Below are 20656 nucleotides of genomic sequence, written 5' to 3'. Positions count from 1 at the left end.
CTGTTGACGGAGGTCACGTGCGCATAGTCCTCGGAGTCGGGGGAGGGATTGCCGCCTACAAAGTGGCATCGCTCCTCCGGCTTTTTACTGAAGCCGGCCACAACGTGACCGTCATTCCCACCGAAGCGTCCACCCGCTTCGTGGGAACAGCCACGTGGGAGGCGCTGTCCGGGAACCCGGTCAGCAACAGCGTTTTCGACGACGTGCACCAGGTCAACCACGTCCGCCTGGGCCACGAGGCCGATCTTGTCGTGGTTGCGCCGGCCACCGCTGACCTTCTGGCCAAGGCCGCAACCGGACAGGCCGGCGACCTCCTCACCAACACGCTCCTGATGGCCCGCGGTCCGGTCCTGTTCGCTCCGGCCATGCACACCGAGATGTGGCAGCACGCGGCAACCCGCGCCAACGTTGAGACCCTCCGCGGACGCGGCGCAGCCGTGCTGGAACCCGCTACCGGGAGGCTTACCGGTGCCGATTCCGGCCCCGGACGCCTGCCGGAACCGCAGGTGATCTTCGACGCCGCCACGGCCCTGGTTCAGGGGCAAACCGATTTCCAGCTGCCACTGGCCGGCCGCACCGTAACCATCAGCGCAGGCGGTACCCGCGAACCCCTGGACCCGGTACGCTTCCTCGGCAACCGTTCCTCGGGTAAGCAGGGCGTCGCGCTGGCCGTCGCCGCCCGCAATGCCGGAGCTGCTGTCCGGCTGCTCGCAGCGCATATGGAAGTTCCGCCGCCCGCCGGCGTCGAGGTGGTGCCTGTTGAAACGGCGCTGCAGCTGCGGAAGGCAGCGCTGGCGGCTGCCGCGGATTCGGATGTGTTCATCATGTCGGCCGCCGTTGCCGATTTCCGCCCGGCCGTGGTCTCCGATACCAAGATCAAGAAGCGCGATGACAGCGCAGACCCCGTCATCACGCTGGTGCGCAACCCGGACATTCTGCACGAACTGGTGGAACTGCGGAACGCGGCTGGTCCTGAAGGGCAACACCGGCTGATCGTCGGATTTGCTGCGGAGACCGGCGACAGCCAGGGAGACGTCCTGGCCTACGCGGAGGCCAAGCTGCAGCGCAAGGGCTGCGACCTCTTGGTGGTCAACCACGTCGGCTCGGACAAGGTGTTCGGCCAGGACACCAACTCCGTGGTTATCCTGTCCCGTTCCGGCTCCGAACCGCAGGAGGCGTCGGGAACCAAGACAGAGGTTTCCGACGCGATCGTCAGCCGGATCGGCTTCGAACTGAACCACGTTTCGCCCCGGGCCTGAGTGTTCCAGGCCACGTTCGCTTAGCACGGGGACATCTGCCGGCGTCTCCTGACGGGTGTCCGCATTCCAACCAGTAAGGTAATTGAGTGACTTTACCCCTGCACGTTCCCCAGACCACCGCGGCTACGCCCCCGGCGCTCCGGCTTTTCACCTCCGAGTCGGTCACCGAAGGCCACCCGGACAAGATCTGCGACCAGATCAGCGACGCCATCCTGGACGCACTCCTGGCCGCGGACCCTGAATCCCGGGTTGCAGTTGAGACCATGGCCACCACCGGCCTGGTGCATGTTGCTGGCGAGGTCACCACCGATGCCTATGTGGAGATTCCCCAGATCGTCCGGGAGACGATTCTCGGGATCGGCTACGACTCCTCCGCCAACGGATTCGACGGCGCCCGCTGCGGGGTATCGGTATCCATCGGCCAGCAGTCCAACGACATCGCCGGCGGCGTTTTCAACTCGCTGGAAGCGCGTGAGGGGCGCCAGGTGGACGATTACGACCTGCAGGGTGCCGGCGATCAGGGCCTGATGTTCGGGTATGCCAGCGACGAGACACCGTCCTACATGCCGACCCCGATCTGGCTGGCGCACCGCCTGTCCGAGCGGCTCACCGAAGTCCGCAAGTCCGGCGAACTGCCGTACCTGCGTCCGGACGGCAAAACCCAGGTGACCGTGGGCTACGACCGGGACCTTCCGGTTTCGGTGGAAACAGTTGTCATCTCCAGCCAGCACGCCGAAGGCGCAAGCCTCGACCAGCTCCGCGCAGACCTCGCCGCCGTCGTGATTGATCCGGTGCTGGCCGGCGCCAACCTGGACACGTCCCGGACCAAGAACATCCTCAACCCCGCCGGTGAGTTCGTTATCGGCGGTCCGGTGGGGGACGCCGGCCTGACCGGCCGCAAGATCATCGTGGACACGTACGGGGGGATGGCCCGTCACGGCGGCGGTGCCTTCTCCGGCAAGGACCCGTCGAAAGTGGACCGGTCAGCTGCCTACGCCATGCGTTGGGTGGCCAAGAATGTGGTGGCGGCCGGCCTGGCCAAGCGCGCTGAAATCCAGATCGCCTACGCCATCGGCCAGGCCCGGCCCGTGGGCACCTACGTGGAAACCTTCGGCACCGAGACCGTGGACCCGGCCCGCATCAGTGCCGCCATCGCCGAAATTTTCGACCTTCGCCCCCGTGCCATCATCGATGCCTTGGACCTGAAGCGCCCCATTTACGCCAAGACTGCGGCGCACGGCCACTTCGGCCGCGACGAGCCCGACTTCACCTGGGAGCGGCTGGACCGCGTGGATGAACTGAAGGCATTCTTCAACGCCTAGATTGCTCCGGCCGGGTTCACTGGCTCAAATGTCAGTGCCCGGTGCTTGGCTTGCCATGTCCACCCGGGAGCTGAACGGAGGTAGCCGCAGTGGTTGCTGACAAGTCCGTCCAACCCGGGCCGGACCTTCCCGGCCGGTACGGGCACGGCGTCCAGCCATCCCTGCTGCAGGGCTTCCCGTCGCGGAAGCTGCCCGCCGGTGTGCCCTTGGCCGAAGACCTTCCGGTGGCCAGGGTGCTGGTGGAGTCTTCATTGCCGCATCTGGACCGGCCCTTCGATTACGCCGTCCCGGCGGCTTTGGACGGTGCCGCCCAGCCGGGCGTCAGGGTCAAGGTCAGCTTCAACGGCCAGGATTTGAGCGGCTTCCTGCTGGAACGGGTTGCCGTGTCCGATGCCGGAACCACGCTGGTGCCGCTGGGCAAAGTGGTATCCCCGGTCCCGGTCCTGACCCCGGCCGTTCGGGACCTTGCCACCGCCGTGGCCGCCCGCTATGCAGGGACCGTCAGCGATGTCCTGCGCCTGGCCGTACCGCCAAGGGTGGCCCGGCTCGACAAGGAGTATCCATCCGCCGGAGGCGAAGCTCCGGCGGACCCGGAAAAGGAAGCCAAGGGGCAGGACGCGCGCGCCGCAAGCCCTGGCCTGCCTGCCGTGTCTGCCTGGACGGGATACCGTAACGGCCCGGCATTCCTCCGGCACCTCGCCGGCGGCGGTTCGCCACGTGCCGTCCTCAACCCGCTCCAGGGGTATGGCCCTGCCGGCTGGCCCCACCTGCTGGCCGAGGCCGCGGCCGCAGCGTACGCGGCCGGCCGGGGAGCCGTCCTGGTGGTTCCCGACAGCCGGGACCTGGACCGGCTGGAACTGGCGCTCACGGGCCTGCTGCCGGCAGACGCCGTCGCCCGGCTTACTGCAGAAGACGGGCCCACACCCCGTTACCGCAACTTCCTGCGCCTCCTGGCCGGAAACGCCCGCGTGGCAATCGGCACCAGGTCAGCCGCCTTTGCGCCTGTCCGGAACCTGGGCCTGGTGGTCTGCTGGGACGACGGCGACGACGTCCACATCGAGCAGCGCGCACCGTACGCCCACGTCCGCGAGGTTCTCCTGCTGCGTGCCGCGCAGGAAGGCGCGGCGTGCCTGCTGGCGGGGCACGCCCGCAGCACCGAGGCGCAGCGGCTGGTGGACTCCGGCTGGGCGCTTCCGGTGGGGGCGGACCGGCCGGAAGTGCGCCGGACCGTGCCCCGCGTGGTCAACACGGCTGACAGCTTCGAACAGGAACGCGACCCGCTGGCCAGGATCGCGCGCCTTCCCGGTGCCGCCTGGCGCGCAGCCAAGGAAGGCCTGCAACGCGGCCCGGTCCTGGTCCAGGTTGCGCGGGCCGGTTATGCACCGTCCCTGGCCTGCGAAACGTGCCGCGAACCGGCCCGCTGTGGAAGATGCCAGGGTCCGCTGGCGCTGGCCGGCACGTCCGTCATGCCGCAATGCCGGTGGTGTTCCACGCCCGCTCCGGACTGGCGGTGTGCGCACTGCGGCGGCGGGCACCTCCGCAAAGGTGCCACCGGAGTGCTACGCACGGCGGAAGAACTGGGGCGGGCCTTTCCCGGCCAGTCCGTGATCACCTCCTCGGGCGATCACGTCAAAGCCCACGTGGGACCGGGAAAATCACTGGTGGTCGCCACTGTGGGGGGCGAACCGGTCGCCGAGGGTGGTTACGCGGCCGCGCTGCTCCTGGACGGGGACTCTTTGCTGCGCCGGGAGAATTTGAGGGCGGGAGAGGACACCGTCCGCCGCTGGTTCAACGCCGCAGCGCTGGTGCGCCCGGCGTCCGAAGGCGGTCTGGTGGTGGTCACAGCCGCTGACACCGCGGCGGTGGGTGCCCTGCTGCGGTGGGACCCGGCCGGGTACGCACAACGGGAACTGTCTCTTCGTGCCGAGCTGCAGCTTCCACCGGCGGTGCGTATTGCCTCCGTCACGGGGCCGCGCGCCGCCGTTGAACATTACACCGGGGCCGTGGAAGCAGAACTCGGCACTGCAGGTGTCAACCTGCGCAGCGCAGGCCCGGCGCCCTTGCTGTCCACAGGTCCAGCCTCAACACGGCGGTCAGCCGAAGATGTCCGAACCCTGCTGTTTTTCCCCTACAGCCAGGCGGCCGCCGTCGTCCGGGTGCTGCGGGTGACTCGGGCAGCGGCGACGGCCAAACGCAGCATGGACCCGGTACAGCTCCGGCTGGACGGTGTGGACGTGCTCTAGGGCGGATGCCCGCTAGCGCCGCCGCCGCTTCATGACCTCGGCGGCCACATCCACCAGCTGCCGCGCCGATTCGTCCCAGGTGAATTCGTGGGCACGAGCCACCGAGCTGCGGGACTTTGCCTGCCAGGTGGCGGCGTCCTGAAGCTCGGTCACCGCATCAGCAAACTGCTCCGGCGACGCCGGGTCCACATAGCTTGCCGCGTCGCCGCCCACCTCGCGGAAAATCGGGATGTCACTGGCGATGACGGGTGTGCCCAGGGCCATTGCCTCCACCAGCGGAAGCCCGTAACCCTCGGCCCGGGAGAGGCTCACCAGTGCCGTGGCCGTCCGCAGCAAGGCCGCATACTCCTCGTCGGTCACGCCGTTGTGGAAGACGACGGCGGCATCCGTCGGAACCAGTGCCTCCAGTTCCGCCCGGCGCTGCGGGGTGATCCTGCTGAGCAGGTGGAGCGTGTACCCCGGTAGCTGCGCCATGCCTGCCACCATGGTCTCGACGTTCTTGTAGGGCATGAAAGACCCCATGTAGAGGATGGACTTTTCGGCCCCTGCATCCGCCGGGCGGGGGTCCTGCGCAGGTTGCGGGGCGTTGCTGATGATTCGCACCGGCCTGCTGGTCAGGCGGTACTTGGCGATCAGCGCCTCAGTGGTCCGGCTGATGGTGGCCACCGTGTCCGCCCGGTCCAGGAGGAGCCGCTGCGGCCAGTAAGCCTTGTGGTAGAGCCGCCACAGGAGTCGGACCGGGGCGGGCAGGAACCCGGGCGGCTCCGGGTGCTCGTAATAGATGAGGTCGTGGAGGGTCAGGACCAGGCCGTATTTGCGTCCCCAGGTGCCCATGGTCTGCATGGGGCACACCACCACGTCCGCCCCGAGGGCGTTGACCTTGCGGGCCACAAACAACTCCAGTGGAGAGACCGGGCTGCTGATCAGCGTGTAGGGAACGTCCGGGAGCAGTGCGAGTTGCCGGACGTCGGATATGAGCATGGACACGTCAGCGATTTTCGCTGTGGCGGCAATCAGGCTTGCCCCGTAGCGGCTGATGCCGTCGTGGTGGTCTGTCCTGGTAAAACGGGCATCGATGACGATCTTCACGCGGGGTGGCCCTTCAGGAAGTTGCGGATGTAGTTGGCTGCCGGTTCGGGAGTTTCGTAGTGGATGAGATGCCCGACGCCGGGAATCACCTTGAGTTCTCCGTCAGGGAGCTGTTCCGCCAGACGGTGCTGGTCCGGAAGCATGGCGATCTCGTCCTTTTCGCCGGCGATCAGCAGCACGGGAAGGTTCAGGCTGCCAGCCACCTCGGTTACGTGGCTGCCCACCGATGCTGTGAACGATTCGAGGAGGCTGTCCCGGTTTGCGAACGCACTGAAGTACGCGTGGTGCTGGCCGTGGATGAACCGGCGCAGGTTGCGGTCCCGCGTTTTGGCCATGGCTTCGCTCATCACCCGGACAATGAGGGGGTTGCGCAGCAGTGCCAGCCCCAGAGGCCGGGGGAGGCGGGCGCCGAGGCGGTAGTACAGCACCGCCAGCCGGGTCATGATTCCCTTCGACCCCTCAAGAGCGGGAGTGGCGATGGGGTTGATGAGGATCAGCTGGGCCACCGCTGCCGGATTGTTCGCCACAAAATGCGCCGCGACGATGGAACCGAAGGAGTGGCCCAGCAAAACTGTGTCAGGAGCCAGTTCCAGGGAGGCCATGAAATCGGTGATGAACTGGCCGTAACGCTTTACGGAATGCTCGCCGGACTGGAAAGCCCCGGAGCTGCCGAAGCCCGGGAGATCGGGCATTATCAGGCGCATGTCAGGGAGCTGGTCCGCAACCCGCAGGAGGCCGTGGTGGTCCCCGCGGAAGCCGTGGATGACAAGGATTGTCCGTGTTTCCGGCGTGGCGTGCAGGGGTTCGTACGTCCAGAACGCCACGCTGCAGCCATCGAGCTCAACCGAGGAAGCTGTGGTCCGTGCCGCAAGGTCCGGGCTCAGGTAGGAGGGCGCGTCTGATTGCTGCAGGCTGGGAGTTTTCATAATGCTGGTCCTAGTTGACGTTGTCCGGATGGGAACCGGTGCGGTGGCCCCGCTCCAGCCCTGCGATCGCAGCCATGTCCCGGTGGGACAGCTCGAAGCCGAAGACATCCAGGTTCTCCCGGATGCGCGCTTCGGAGCTGGCTTTTGGAATGGCGATGTGACCCAGCTGCATGTGCCAGCGGAGGATGACCTGGGCCGGGGTCCTGCGGTGTTCCGCCGCGCACGCCTGGATGACAGGATCGGCAAGGACCTGGCCACGGCCCAGCGGGCTCCAGGCTTGGGTCATGATGCCCAGCTTCCGGTGGTGGTCGCGCAGTTCCTCCTGCTGCAGCCAGGGGTGCAGCTCAATCTGGTTGACGGCAGGCACCACTTCGGCCGTCTGCAGGAGCCGGTCCAAGTGTGCGGGCTGGAAATTGCTGACGCCGATGGCGCGCACCTTTCCTTCCCGGTACAGCGTTTCCAGTGCCCGGTAGGTGTCGGGAAAAAGGCCCTGCCGGGGGCACGGCCAGTGGATGAGGTACATGTCCACATAGTCCAGCCCAAGGTTGACCATGGAATCATCGAAGGCACGCAGCGTGGCGTCGTAGCCGTGGTGGTCGTTCCAGACCTTGGTGGTGATGAAAATATCCTGCCTGGACAGGGCGGGAAAGAGCTCGCCGGAACCGCCGCTGCCCGCTTGGCTGCTGAACTGCGGGCTAATCCCGCGTGCAACGCCAAGTTCGTTTCCGTACATGGCGGCAGTGTCGAAATGGCGGTAGCCGGCCGCCAGGGCCATCGCGACGAGCCCTTCGGCCTCTGCAGCCGGCACCTTATAGAGCCCGAAGCCAAGCTGGTCGATCAGCACGCCGTTGTTCAGGCTCAGCCGGGGAGAAGTCCTCATGGCATCGACTCTACCCATTCAGCGTGGCGAGGCCTTCGAAATCCACCAACCGCCGCGCGGTGGCCTCATCCAGGATCAGGTCGGTTGCCAGGTTTGCGGCCAGGGCCCCGCGCAGGCCATTGATCTTGGAAACACCGGAAACCACGCAGATCCGCCGCCGCACCTGCCGGAGCTGTGCAAGCGCAGGGCCGGTGGACCGTTCGTTCAGCACTATGCCGTCGGAGGAGCCGTCGCCTCGGAAGAAGACTGTGGCGACGTCACCTACGACGTCGGAGGTGGCCAGGATGTTCAGGTCGTCCTCGTCCAGGTAGCCGCCGGCGTAGACGTGGCTGGGGTAGTCCGCGTGCACGGAACCGACGCCGAAAATTGCGATGCTCATTCTCGCCTGGAGGTCGAGGATGCGCTGCACGCTGCGCTCATTCCACATGGCGGTCTTGGTGGCGGCATGGTCGAAGAACGCAGGCACCGGGAACTGCTCGACGCGGGCTCCGTACGCGCTGCCGAACCGGCGCATGATGTCGCTGGCGTATGTGAGGCCCGTGGTGTGCATGTTGCCGGCGCCGTTGAGTTGCACGATGACACTGTCATGGGTGATCTTCCGGGTCAGGTGGCGGCTGACCGCGCTGAGGGTGGATCCCCAGGCCACCCCGATGATGGCGTTCGAATCTACCAGCGGCCCAATGGTCCGTGCCGCCTGCATGGCCACCCGGTCCAGGGTCTCGGCCTCATTGAGCGTTTCGAGCACCGGGACCACATGGACGTCCACGTTGTGCCGGCGCCGGATCATGTCCTCCAGTTCGGGACCCGTGTCGAGCGGATTCCGGATCTGTACCTGGACCAGTCCCGACTCGCGGGCAGCGGACAGCAACCGCGAAACGGTGGACCGTGACGTCCGGAGTTCCCGGGCGATGGCGTCCATGGTGAGGTCCTGCAGGTAATACATTTGTGCAGCTCGGAGGGCGTCTGCGTGCCGTGAGGGGTCCATTTCGGGTCCGTTCTGCACGTTTGTGCATAGTGCTTGACTCCATTTTCCATTACTCCAAACAATAGATGAGAACAGCGGTGCGCCCCGGCGGGGCGGCTGCACCTACACAAAGCCCAGGGAGCAGTTTTGGGACCCAAAGATCCATCCGACCGTCCGTCTGCCCCGGCAGTGAAGCCGGGACCCGAACGAAGTTCAGTGCACAACCTGAGGAGCAGGCCGCACGCGAAAGTGCTGGTGGTGGGTGGCGGCATCAACGGCGTGGGCACGTTCCGCGATCTGGCCCTACAGGGTGTCGACGTGGCACTCGTGGAGCGTGGGGACTACTGCCAGGGGGCCAGCGGCGCATCGTCCCACATGATCCACGGCGGCATCCGCTACCTTGAGAACGGCGAGTTCCGCCTGGTCAGGGAATCGGTAGTGGAGCGCAACCGCCTCCTGCGTATCGCACCGCATTACGTGAAGCCGCTGCAGACCACCATCCCCATCTTCAGCACTTTCTCAGGGGTACTCTCGGCGCCGCTGCGGTTTCTCACGCACAAGCAGCAGGGCAAGCCGAAGGAGCGCGGCGCGTTCCTCATCAAGCTTGGCCTGAGCCTGTATGACTCCTTTTCCCGCGACGGCGGAACTGTGCCGCGGCATCAGTTCCGGGGCCGCAGGCGGGCCCTTGCTGAGCTGCCGGGCCTGCGCCCGGACGTCAAATACGCTGCCACCTATTTCGACGCATCCGTCCACAACCCCGAGCGGCTCACCCTTGACGTCCTGCAGGACGGCGAAAAGGCTGGCCGGGCCGGGGCATCCGCCGGGCAGGGCGATACGGCCCGGGCCAGCAACTACCTCTCGCTGCAGTCAATGACTAACAGGCCCAATCCGGGCACCGGCCGGGGCGGCACTGTCCGCCTCCGCGACGAGCTGACGGGCGAAGAATTCGACTTCACTGCCGACATCATCGTCAACACGACCGGTGCCTGGGTGGACCTGACCAACGCAGCAATGGGAAGCGCTTCGTCCTTCATGGGCGGCACAAAGGGCTCCCACATCGTGCTGGACAACCCCGCGTTGCTGGCGGCCTGCCGGGGCCGGGAAATTTTCTTTGAGCACACCGACGGCCGGATCGTCCTTATCTACCCGATGGGCGACCGCGTCCTCGTGGGCACCACCGACGTCGATGCTGACATGGCAGAGGACGCCGTCTGCACCGACGAGGAAATCGCGTACTTCTTCGACCTCATCGGGCACGTGTTCCCTGCCATCCCGGCCACCCGCGAACAGATTGTCTATACCTTTTCCGGCGTGCGGCCGCTGCCACGGCACGACGCCACCCAGCCGGGGTTCGTCTCACGTGACTACCGCATTGAACGGCGCGGTCCGGCAACCAACGGGACAGGCGCCGTCGTACTAAGCCTGGTCGGCGGCAAATGGACCACCTTCCGTGCCCTGGCCGAGCACCTGACCAACGACGTCCTGGCTGAGCTCGGCACCGAACGCAAGACATCGACGGCGCAGCTTCCCATCGGTGGTGGTGCAGGCTTCCCGGCGGACGAGGCCGAGGTGCAGCAGTGGATTAAGCGCCACATGGCTGCCGGCCGCGATGCCGACCGCACGGCCGGGCTCCTGACCCGCTACGGCACGCGTGCGGAGTCTGTCATGGAATACCTCGACGCCGGGCCGGACCGGCTGCTGCATTCAACCCGCGAGTTGAGCGTACGGGAACTTGAGTTCATGGCCGCGCACGAGCAGGTGGGGCACCTGGTGGATGTCCTCATCCGCAGGACTTCCCTGGCATTCCGCGGGCTCGTCACCGGCGAACTGCTCAACGAGGTGGCGGAGGTCCTGGCCGGGCCGTTGCACTGGGACGCTGCGGCCCGGGCCGCGGAAATCCGGCACGCCCAGCAAGTCCTGAAACGGTTCCACCGCGTAGAAACGCACAGCCTGGTCGCCTAGGCCTGGCTGCCGGCAGTGGCGGCATGCCGTCCCTGCCCCCCGGTCCCTCAACCCGCGAAGGACCGACAACAAAATAAAGAAGGAGTCAAAGATGTCTCTTGGAATTGTGTTCTTATCCGAGGTTTTCGGAACGGCGATGCTGACCCTGCTGGGTTGCGGCGTCGTGGCCAACGTCGCCCTGCGGGGGACGAAAGGAAACAGCGGCGGATTCCTGATGGTCACGTGGGGGTGGGGTGTCGCCGTTTTCGCGGGTGTCTTCGTGGCCGCGAAGTCCGGGGCCCATCTCAATCCCGCGGTCACCCTGGGCCTGCTGGTCAACGGCAAGTCGGAATACGCACCCGACGTGCCGGTGGACGTCGCCTCCACGCTGACGTACTTCGGCGGGGAACTGGTGGGTGCCTTCCTCGGTGCAGTGGTGTGCTGGCTGGCCTACAAGCAGCACTTCGACGCCGAAGAGGCGGTTGCCAGCAAGCTCGGCGTGTTCTCCACCGGCCCGGCCATCCGCTCAACGCCGTGGAACCTCATCACGGAAATCATTGGCACTTTTGTGCTGGTGTTCGTGATCCTCACTTTTGGCGGAACGCCGTCAGGCCTGGGCCCGCTGGCCGTCGCCCTGCTGGTTGTCGGCATCGGTGTTTCCCTGGGTGGTCCTACCGGCTACGCCATCAACCCCGCCCGTGACCTTGGTCCCCGCATCGCCCATGCGCTTCTCCCTATCCGTGGCAAGGGCTCCAGCGACTGGGGCTACTCCTGGATCCCCGTCGTGGGTCCGCTCGTAGGCGGCGCGTTGGGCGGAATCGTCGCCAGGATCGCCCCGATCATCATCACCGCCGCCTGATCTTTCCGAACACAGCCAACAACAAGACAAGGACGTCACCATGAACCAGTACGTAATCGCCATCGACCAGGGCACCACCAGCACCCGCGCCATCATTTTCGACCACAGCGGCGCCATCATCTCCTCGGGCCAAATGGAGCACGAGCAGATCTTCCCCAAGGCGGGCTGGGTGGAGCACAACCCGGCCGAGATCTGGAACAACACCCGCGAGGTCATTGCCTCCGCCCTGTCCAAGGCGAACCTGACCCGGCACGATATCGCCGCCGTCGGAATCACCAACCAGCGCGAAACGGCCGTGGTGTGGGACAAAACCACGGGCGAAGCCGTCTACAACGCCATCGTGTGGCAGGACACCCGCACCCAGGACATCGTGGACGAACTGTCGAGGGACGGCGGGGGAGACCGCTTCAAGCAAAAGGTGGGACTGCCGCTGGCCACCTACTTCTCGGGTACCAAGATCAAGTGGATCCTGGACAACGTGGACGGAGCCCGTGAAAAAGCCGAAGCCGGGAACCTCGTCTTCGGCAACACCGATGCCTGGGTGCTGTGGAACCTGACCGGCGGCGTGGACGGCGGCGTCCACGTCACCGATGTCACCAACGCCTCCCGCACGCTTTTCATGGACCTGGACACGCTGCAGTGGGACGACGAGATCCTGGGGATCTTCGGTGTCCCCCGCAGCATGATGCCGCAGATCAAGTCCTCCTCGGAGGTGTACGGCAACGTCCACACCTCCCAGCTCCTGCGCGAGGTTCCGGTGGCAGGCATCCTGGGCGACCAGCAGGCAGCCACGTTCGGCCAGGCGGCCTTCGAGACCGGCGAAGCCAAGAACACCTACGGCACCGGCTGCTTCCTGATCTTCAACACCGGCGAGGAGATTGTCCACTCCAAGAACGGGCTCCTCACCACCGTTGGCTACAAACTGGGAGACGCCGCGCCGCACTACGCCCTGGAAGGATCCATCGCGGTCACGGGCTCACTCATCCAGTGGCTGCGCGACAACCTGGGCATGATCAGCAGCGCCCCTGAGGTCGAAACCCTCGCAGCGTCCGTAAAGGACAACGGCGGCGTGTACATCGTCCCCGCGTTCTCCGGACTCTTCGCGCCCTACTGGCGTTCCGACGCCCGGGGCGCCATCGTGGGCCTGACCCGGTTCGTCAACAAGAGCCATATAGCCCGCGCCGCGCTGGAAGCCACCGCATTCCAAACCCGCGAGGTACTCGACGCCGTCAACGCCGACTCCGGCGTTCCGCTCAGTGAGCTGAAGGTCGACGGCGGCATGGTGGCCAATGACGCTTTGATGCAGTTCCAGGCGGACATCCTGGGCGTTCCGGTGATCCGTCCCAAGGTCGTTGAAACCACCGCGCTGGGGGCAGCCTACGCGGCCGGCCTTGCCGTTGGCTTTTGGAAGGACCTCGGCGAACTGTCAGCCAACTGGTCCGAAGACAAGCGCTGGGAACCACAGCTGGACCAGGCTGAACAGGACCGCCAGATGCGCCTCTGGAGGAAAGCCGTCACCAAGTCCATGGATTGGGTTGACGAGGACGTGAAGTAGCTCCCCAGGTCTTGCAAAAAGGCCGGGGGCTTCCCGCCCGCCGCTTCGCGGTGCTACCACACCATGACGGGCAAGCCTCCGGCCTTTGTGCTGTGCGGGTCACGTTAGCCCAGCCGGGCAAAGCGGGCTTCCGCGCCCGGGGCGCTGTCCGCAGCATCGTGCATGGCATCACCTGCCGGATCGGGGGCCGGACGTCCCGGCTCGAGTCCAGTTTTGGGCGGTTGGCCGGGTACTGGCATTCTGCTCAGCTCCGGCCTCCGCAGGTGCGCTAAAGTAGTTCCATGCGTGCGATCCTTCTGCTTAGTTAGCCGCCGGGTGTCCGATAGACGGACAGCTGAGCGGCAGCCCCTCCATGGCGAGGGGCTTTTGTGTGTCCGGGCGGATTTCCCGGGCTGCAGGAGGATCAGGCCGTTATGGCAGCACAAGTGCCGTAACAGAACAGAAGAGGGCAGCAGTGGGCGTTCAGCCGGAGACAGAGACCGGAGCAGCAGTGGCAGCGGAAGCACCTGAGGAGGGCACGTACAGCTTCACGGCCATGGAGGCCAAGTGGCCCCAGGTGTGGGAAGACCTGCAGGTCTTCACCCCTGTCGACGACGGATCGCGGGAACGGCGGTATGTGCTGGACATGTTCCCCTACCCGTCCGGGGACCTGCACATGGGGCACGCCGAAGCGTTCGCCATGGGCGACGTCGTTGCCCGCTACCTGCGCCAGCAGGGCTATGACGTGCTGCACCCGATCGGCTGGGACTCCTTTGGCCTGCCGGCGGAGAACGCCGCGATCAAGCGGAACGCCCACCCCAGTGAGTGGACCTACGCGAACATAGACACCCAGGCCGCATCTTTCAAGCGCTACGCCATCTCGGCCGACTGGTCGCGCCGGCTGCATACCTCCGACCCCGAGTACTACCGCTGGACCCAGTGGCTCTTCAAGCGGTTCTACGAACGCGGCCTGGCGTACCGGAAGGACTCGCCGGTCAACTGGTGCCCCAAGGACCAGACCGTCCTGGCCAACGAGCAGGTTGTCAACGGAGCCTGTGAACGTTGCGGCACCACTGTCACCAAGAAGTCGCTGAACCAGTGGTACTTCAAGATCACCGACTACGCCGATCGGCTGCTGGATGACATGGAGCAGCTGCGCGGCCACTGGCCCGAGCGCGTCCTGGCAATGCAGAAAAACTGGATCGGCCGTTCCGAGGGTGCCCACGTCAACTTCGTTATCGAAGCCGACGGCGGCAAGCCCGCCAAGGACGTCACCGTGTTCACTACACGCCCTGACACCCTGTACGGCGCCACGTTCTTTGTGGTGGCCGCGGACGCGCCGCTGGCCGTGGAGCTCGTCACTGATGAACACGCCGCCGCACTGGAGGAGTACCGCGAACAGGTCAAGGCGCTCACGGAAATCGAACGCCAGTCCACTGAGCGCGAAAAGACAGGCGTGTTCACCGGCCGGTACGCCATCAACCCGCTGAACGGGGAAAAGCTGCCCGTCTGGGCCGCCGACTACGTCCTCGCGGACTACGGCACCGGCGCCATCATGGCTGTGCCAGCCCACGACCAGCGCGACCTCGATTTCGCCCGCAAGTTCGACCTGCCCGTCCGGGCTGTCCTGGACACGGGCGAGGAAGACCCTGCTGTGTCCGGCACCACCACCGCAGGGGAAGGCACGCTCATCAACTCCGGTGAGCTGGACGGCCTGCCCAAGGCCGAGGCGATCCCCGCCGCCATCGCAATCTTGGAGCGCCAGGGCACGGGGGAGAAGTTCGTGAACTTCAGGCTCCGCGACTGGCTCCTGAGCCGGCAGCGGTTCTGGGGCACGCCCATCCCCATCATCCACTGCCCGTCCTGCGGTGAGGTGCCCGTCCCTGACGAGCACCTGCCTGTCACGCTGCCCTCGGACCTGCGTGGTGAGGACCTGGCGCCTAAGGGGACGTCGCCCCTGGCCGCCGCCGAGGCCTGGGTCAACGTGGAGTGCCCTTCCTGCCACGGCCCGGCCAAGCGCGACACGGACACCATGGACACGTTCGTGGATTCGTCCTGGTACTTCCTGCGGTTCGTTTCGCCGCAGTACACCGAAGGCCCATTCGATCCGCAGAAGATCAACGACTGGATGCCGGTGGGGCAGTACGTGGGCGGCGTGGAGCACGCCATCCTGCACCTGCTGTACGCCCGGTTCTTCACCAAGGTCATTAACGACCTTGGCATGATCGACGCCAATGAGCCCTTCAGCGCGCTCCTGAACCAGGGCCAGGTGCTCAACGGCGGCAAAGCCATGAGCAAGTCGCTGGGGAACGGCGTGGACCTGGGGGAGCAGCTGGACAAGTACGGCGTGGACGCCGTCCGCCTCACCATGATCTTCGCCTCCCCGCCGGAGGATGACGTGGATTGGGCTGATGTGTCCCCGTCCGGCTCCGCCAAGTTCCTGGCCCGGGCCTGGCGCCTGGCGCAGGACGTTGCCAGTGCCCCCGGTGCGGACTTCACCACAGGGGACCGGGCGCTGCGTTCCGTCACGCACCGCACCATCGCCGACGCCGCCGAACTGTTGGACGCCAACAAGTTCAACGTCGTGGTGGCCAAGCTGATGGAGCTGGTCAACGCCACCCGGAAGGCCATCGATTCGGGGGCAGGTGGCGCCGACCCGGCCGTGCGGGAAGCAGCCGAAGCAGTGGCGGTCATCCTCAGCCTCTTCGCACCGTACACCGCTGAAGACATGTGGAACGTGCTGGGCCACCCCGCTTCCGTCGCTAACGCCGGCTGGCCTGCCCACGACCCCGCGCTGCTGGTCCAGGCGACGGTGACCGCCGTCGTCCAGGTCCAGGGCAAGGTGCGCGACAGGCTGGAGGTTTCCCCGGACGTGTCCGAAGACGAACTCCGTGAACTGGCCCTGGCCTCTGACAACGTCCAGCGCGCCATGGACGGTCGTGGCGTCCGTACTGTCATTGTCCGTGCACCTAAACTGGTCAACATCGTTCCGGCCTAGCAACCAGGCAGCACCGGCCGCCGGACAACTCCGGTGGCCGGCCATCGACACCAGGAGGCTCCTTGCCCGATAGTCATGCAGCCGCCTGGCCCTGGTTCCGTGCCCGCCTGGCGGGACTCCGCCCCGCACCCAAGCCGGGCGCCGCCGTCGCACGCACCGCGGTGGTGACGGACTCCGCGGCAGCCCTGCCGGCGACTTGGGTGGCCGGGCTCGGGGCAGAAGGACTGCTTACCGTCATCCCCATGCCTGTCATGGTTGGAGCGGAGATCTATGGCGAGGGTGAAGACGACATCCTGGAAACCATAGCGCTGGCACTGGCCGCGGGGACTCCGGTCAAGACGTCCCGGCCATCTCCCGGCCAGTTCGAGCAGGCGTACCGTGCCGCACAGCGCAAAGGGTACGACGAGGTGGTCTCAATCCACATTTCCGGGGAGCTCTCGGGTACGACGGACGCAGCCCGCCTGGCCGCGGCACGTGTGGACATCCCGGTGGAGGTAGTTGACTCACGGACCGTGGGCATGGCGCTGGGCATGGCTGTCCAGGCCGGCGTGGCGGCTGCCGCGTCCGGTGCTGACGCAGCCCGCGCCGCCTCTGCCGCGGCTGCCCAGGCTGAACGGACCAAGGTGTACTTCTACGTTCCCAGCCTGGAACAGCTCAGGCGCGGCGGGCGGATCGGCCCGGCGGCATCCCTGCTGGGCACTATGCTGGCCATCAAGCCCATCCTTGCCGTGGACGGCGGCAAAATTGTTCCGCTGGAGAAGGTACGCTCAGCGGCCAGGGCGGTGGCCCGGCTGGAGGAGATCGTCGCTGCCGAGGCCGCGAGCCAACCTGGTCCGCCTGTCCGGCTGGCAGTCCACCACTTCGGGAATCCGGAGGAAGCCGAGAGCCTGGCGGAAAGGCTGGCAGCAGCACTTCCTGCATGCCCGCCCGCGCAGATCAGCTCGCTGCCGGCAGTTCTGGCGGCGCACGCCGGACTGGGTGTCCTGGCCGTCATCGTCGGCCGGGACGCTGCCGGCGGTAGCTCCAGGCCCCCGTCTCCGTAGCCTGTCCACATAGCCGCTTCCGGACCTGTTGCTCTTCGCCCGGCTTTCCCTACCGTGAAGGCATGTCACGCCGGGATGCTGGAGCAGCAGGTCATTCGGCGCGCCATGCCAGGGCCCGCCTGCAGGCAACCCTTGGCGGGCCCCGGGGGCTTCTGGCAGATGGCGAAGGAGAGCGTGCGTTCGAGTACCGGGGAACCGAAGAAGCTCCGCAGGACGCGTGTGGCCTGGAGGCTGGAGCGGACGGCGGGGACGGCATGCCTGCGGGGCCGGGGCCGGCAGTGCGCTGGCGGCTGGGAATGCGTGCCGCCGTCCTCGTGGGCATCCTTGCCGTCGTCGCGGGGGCGTTTTTCTGGTGGCAGACCACCTCCGGCCGGCCGGAGATCCTGCCTTTGAGCGGCGTCGGTCCGGACGTCCCGGCGTTGGACGGTGCTGGACAACAGGGGAAGGCCGGAAAGGAAGAAGATGTGGGTCCGCCGGCGAATGCCGGCGGACCTGGCGGGACACAACCCGCGGGTGATCCTTCGAGCCCGGTGGTGGTCCATGTTGCCGGCGCAGTTGCCGCACCCGGCGTGGTGCACCTGCCGGCAGGGAGCCGTGTGCATGAAGCCATTTACGCTGCCGGTGGCGGAACCCCGGATGCTGACATGAACCGCCTCAACCTGGCCCTGGTTATCCAGGATGCCCAAAAGATCCATGTCCCCCGCCACGGCGAAGACATGCCGCCGGGTTCGGAGCCCGTTGGAATGGCCGGTCCGACGGCCGGCATCCCCGGTGAGCCGGGTGCCGGCGGACCCAAGATCAACATCAACACCGCAGGAGCGGCCGAGCTTGATGCCCTGCCCAAGGTAGGGCCCGTGCTGGCCCAGCGGATCGTGGACTGGCGCGGGGAACACGGTCCGTTCAAGAGCGTGGAGGAGCTTGACGCCGTAGACGGGGTGGGCCCCAAGATGCTCGAGGCGTTGCTGCCATTGGTGACGGTGTGACGTGCGGCAGCGGCTGAACGGACCGCGCTATGGCTAGCGGTGCACGGGCGCGGAAGGCCAGCCCGTGGAGCCGTTACGTGGCGTCTGCCGTCAACGGCGGCACTCATGCCGCCCATACCGGTGCGGCGGGCGTAGAGGACAGGAACGCGAAGCGAGCCGGTGCCAGCTCCGGGCACGGCCCGGGGGAGGGGCCGCAGCACGAACGGACACTTCGGCTGGCCAGGACGTACCGGCGGAGCCTCCCCGGGCACCGGAACAAGATAGCCGGGTCCCGGAGTAAGCATGCTGCGGGAAGCGGCCCCGGAAATGCCAGCGAGGCCGGCAGCGAGTCACCCCGCCGGCGCACCGATCTCCGCCTTGCCTTTCCCGCCGCCATGGTCTGGGGTGCCTCCCTTGCCGGGCTCTGGATGCCGCCGCAGGCACTGGCGATTCTCTGTCTGGGCCTGGTCAGCCTGGCCGTAGCTCTGCTGGTGCGGCTCTCCCGAGACTGCCGCCGGGCCGTCCGGCCGCCGGCCCGGCGCAGCTTCCAGGCCACCACGGCCGTTGCACTCCTGTTGGCCGCCGCCGCCGTGGCCCATTCCTCCGTAGCCTCCAGCCAGCGGTTTGATGGCCCCCTTGCCGACGCGATAGCCTCCAGCAAGTCCGTGGTGGCCGTTGTCGAGGTGGCCGGGGCGCCCCGTGCCCTCGGTACCCCCGGGCAGGCAGGCCCTCCGGCGCGTTGGTCGGTGCCCGTATGGACGCAGGAGGTCGCCACCGGGGGCGTGGTGCTCCGGACCCGCGCACAGTTGATGGTCATGGGTGGTGGCAGCTGGGGAACCCTGGTGCCGGGCCAGGCCGTACGGGCCGCTGGAAAGCTTCGCCCCGCAGAGCCCGGTCGGTTCGAGGCAGGCACGCTTTCCGCCTCCTCCGCTCCTGGCACTCCTGCCGGCGGCTCCGGGCTGCAGACGGCGGCCAAGGAGTTGCGGACGCGGTTTGTCAACGCTTCCGCGTTCCTGCCGCCAGATGCCGCAGGCCTCCTGCCAGGCATGGTCACCGGGGATACCAGCGCCTTGGACGAGGGGCTGGAAAACTCCATGAAGACAGTCGGCATGACGCATTTGACCGCGGTCAGCGGGGCCAACTGCAGCCTGGTCCTCGGCGCGCTGCTGCTTGCCGGCCGGAGGGTACGGTTGCCACGCGTCCCCGCGGCAGCAGTGGCGCTGGCCGGGCTGGGCTTGTTTGTGATCCTGGTCGGTCCGGACGCCAGCGTCCTGCGGGCAGCGGTGATGGGAGCGGTGGCGGTGGCTGCACTGGCCGGCGGCCGGACCGGGCGGGGACTGAGTTTCCTCTGCCTGGCTGTTATTGGACTCCTCTTGGTGGACCCGGGGCTCGGTGCCAGTTTTGGGTTCCTGCTTTCCGTCCTGGCCACTCTGGGGATCATTGTCCTGGGTAGGCGCATTATCGATTGGATTTCACCCACCATTCCGCGCTGGGCGGCCGCGGCCGTGGCCGTGCCGCTGTCCGCACAGTTGCTGTGCGGGCCCGTCATTGTGCTGCTGCAGCCCCAGTTTTCGACGTATTCACTCCTGGCCAACGTTGCCGCTTCGCCCCTGGTGGCGCCGGTGACCCTGCTGGGAACGGGGGCGGTTCCCCTCGTGCTCCTGGCGCCCTGGCCGGCCATCATACTCATCGCGGTGGCGGGAACTTTCAGCGCCGGGGTTGCGGGTACGGCGCGGTTCGCCGCGCAGCTTCCCGGTGCGTCGCTTCCCTGGCCGGAGGGTGTATTCGGGCTGCTGTCCATGCTGCTGTTGTCGGTGCTGACTGTTGCTGCTGTGTGGACAGCGGCACGTCCCCGGAACGTTGTGGGCATGGTTCTCGCGGCACACCGGCTCACGGTGGAGCTTCTTTTGCTGCTGGAGCGCCGCAGAAGCGGGGAACCCGTTCCGCGGCGTCGAAAGCCGCCGCCTGGCGCGAGGCGGCCCCGGCACCCTTCGTCCTGGTCAGCGGTCCCGAGGAGTACCTGGGTTCAGGGCCATGGACAGCAACCGCGCACACGTCCGGGCAGCGGCTCCGCATGTGGAAGTGAGCCGCGTCAAGGCGGCAGGGCGTGAAGCGGAACATTGCTGATGCAGGTCAGACCGTCGCTGTTCGGGGCAAGAAGCTCCCGGGCGGTGGCCGTCTGCACGGGACCGGCAAAGGCAGACGGACTCTGCTCCAACGCGCTGGTGGAGGTGCTGCTGTTCACCGGGTCCGGATCAGTGAAGCCTGGGGCGCTACGACATCCAGTTACAGCCACGACGCAGTCCACGGGGCGCTGAGCATCCAGCGCGGGGGCGCAGGACCGCAAAGGGCTGGGCCGGCGTCGATGGACAGCTCAGTCCGCACAGCCTACGGCGTACGGTCGCCCCGATCGCCCTGGACAACGGTGACCGCATGATGTGCAGGACAGCCCGGGGCAGGCATCCAAGGCCCACCCGAAGGCGTTGCCTGAGGCTATGGCGAAACGAACGGCCGCCATGTACAACCTCCTGAAGTCCTCGCACGAGACCGGGTTCCAGCCTTGGGCCGACATGTACGCCGGTGGCCACGGCGATCACTGGGGTGCTGCAGCTGAATAGTCCTACAGAATCAAGTGA

General features: G+C 66.8%; 15 protein-coding genes. 11 read left to right on the top strand and 4 right to left on the bottom strand.

The features are described 5' to 3' along the window. Positions 1 to 17: 17 nt before the first annotated feature. The 3 genes from coaBC to AC5RUU_RS08810 all read left to right on the top strand — a co-directional run bounded on the left by coaBC (position 18) and on the right by AC5RUU_RS08810 (position 4824). Complete coding sequence (gene coaBC, locus AC5RUU_RS08820; RefSeq protein ID WP_493974824.1) at positions 18 to 1259, top strand: bifunctional phosphopantothenoylcysteine decarboxylase/phosphopantothenate--cysteine ligase CoaBC; 1242 nt, start codon at positions 18 to 20, stop codon at positions 1257 to 1259. 86 nt (positions 1260 to 1345) lie between these two features. Next, entirely contained in the window at positions 1346 to 2581 is a 1236-nt protein-coding gene (gene metK, locus AC5RUU_RS08815; protein ID WP_493974823.1) for a methionine adenosyltransferase, read from the top strand. A gap of 89 nt (positions 2582 to 2670) precedes the next feature. Then, positions 2671 to 4824, top strand: coding sequence for a primosomal protein N' (locus AC5RUU_RS08810; protein ID WP_493974822.1), 2154 nt, complete (start codon positions 2671 to 2673; stop codon positions 4822 to 4824). A 12-nt stretch (positions 4825 to 4836) separates the two neighbouring features. Here the strand turns inward: AC5RUU_RS08810 and AC5RUU_RS08805 are convergent, their stop codons facing one another. The 4 genes from AC5RUU_RS08805 to AC5RUU_RS08790 are packed head-to-tail and all read right to left on the bottom strand — an operon-like array spanning position 4837 to position 8704. Then, on the bottom strand, positions 4837 to 5913 hold the full coding sequence (locus AC5RUU_RS08805) for a glycosyltransferase family 4 protein (RefSeq protein WP_493974821.1): 1077 nt from the start codon (positions 5911 to 5913) through the stop codon (positions 4837 to 4839). Continuing rightward, complete coding sequence (locus AC5RUU_RS08800) at positions 5910 to 6839, bottom strand: alpha/beta fold hydrolase (protein ID WP_493974820.1); 930 nt, start codon at positions 6837 to 6839, stop codon at positions 5910 to 5912. Before AC5RUU_RS08800 ends, AC5RUU_RS08805 begins: the two co-directional genes overlap by 4 nt. A gap of 10 nt (positions 6840 to 6849) precedes the next feature. Beyond that, positions 6850 to 7719 carry an aldo/keto reductase gene (locus tag AC5RUU_RS08795; RefSeq protein WP_493974819.1) on the bottom strand — a complete coding sequence of 290 codons (870 nt, stop codon included), beginning with the start codon at positions 7717 to 7719 and terminating at the stop codon, positions 6850 to 6852. 10 nt (positions 7720 to 7729) lie between these two features. Continuing rightward, positions 7730 to 8704 (bottom strand): sugar-binding transcriptional regulator, encoded by a 975-nt coding sequence (locus AC5RUU_RS08790; protein WP_493974915.1) that lies wholly within the window; start codon positions 8702 to 8704, stop codon positions 7730 to 7732. Between the two features lie 126 nt (positions 8705 to 8830). Here AC5RUU_RS08790 and AC5RUU_RS08785 point away from each other — a divergent pair, with 126 nt between their 5' ends. The 8 genes from AC5RUU_RS08785 to AC5RUU_RS08750 all read left to right on the top strand — a co-directional run bounded on the left by AC5RUU_RS08785 (position 8831) and on the right by AC5RUU_RS08750 (position 20638). Beyond that, complete coding sequence (locus AC5RUU_RS08785; RefSeq protein WP_493974818.1) at positions 8831 to 10645, top strand: glycerol-3-phosphate dehydrogenase/oxidase; 1815 nt, start codon at positions 8831 to 8833, stop codon at positions 10643 to 10645. Positions 10646 to 10736: 91 nt separating this feature from the next. Beyond that, a complete protein-coding gene (locus tag AC5RUU_RS08780; RefSeq protein WP_493974817.1) occupies positions 10737 to 11483 on the top strand; it encodes an MIP/aquaporin family protein in 747 nt (248 codons plus the stop codon). A gap of 40 nt (positions 11484 to 11523) precedes the next feature. Continuing rightward, positions 11524 to 13038, top strand: coding sequence for a glycerol kinase GlpK (gene glpK / locus AC5RUU_RS08775; RefSeq protein WP_493974816.1), 1515 nt, complete (start codon positions 11524 to 11526; stop codon positions 13036 to 13038). Positions 13039 to 13492: 454 nt separating this feature from the next. After that, positions 13493 to 16015, top strand: coding sequence for a leucine--tRNA ligase (leuS, locus tag AC5RUU_RS08770; RefSeq protein WP_493974815.1), 2523 nt, complete (start codon positions 13493 to 13495; stop codon positions 16013 to 16015). A 62-nt stretch (positions 16016 to 16077) separates the two neighbouring features. After that, positions 16078 to 17058 carry a DegV family protein gene (locus AC5RUU_RS08765; RefSeq protein WP_493974814.1) on the top strand — a complete coding sequence of 327 codons (981 nt, stop codon included), beginning with the start codon at positions 16078 to 16080 and terminating at the stop codon, positions 17056 to 17058. Positions 17059 to 17120: 62 nt separating this feature from the next. Beyond that, the gene (locus tag AC5RUU_RS08760; protein WP_493974813.1) at positions 17121 to 18041 is read left to right on the top strand and encodes a ComEA family DNA-binding protein; all 921 of its coding nucleotides are present in this window, start codon (positions 17121 to 17123) and stop codon (positions 18039 to 18041) included. 29 nt (positions 18042 to 18070) lie between these two features. Beyond that, complete coding sequence (locus AC5RUU_RS08755) at positions 18071 to 20131, top strand: ComEC/Rec2 family competence protein (RefSeq protein ID WP_493974812.1); 2061 nt, start codon at positions 18071 to 18073, stop codon at positions 20129 to 20131. Between the two features lie 384 nt (positions 20132 to 20515). Beyond that, positions 20516 to 20638, top strand: a complete 123-nt coding sequence (locus AC5RUU_RS08750) for a hypothetical protein (RefSeq protein WP_493974811.1) — start codon at positions 20516 to 20518, stop codon at positions 20636 to 20638. Positions 20639 to 20656 lie beyond the last annotated feature (18 nt).

The organism is Arthrobacter sp. K4-10C, assembly GCF_059090085.1.
The sequence above is the reverse complement of the archived record's forward strand: the minus strand, read 5'-3'. Positions and strand labels throughout refer to the sequence as shown.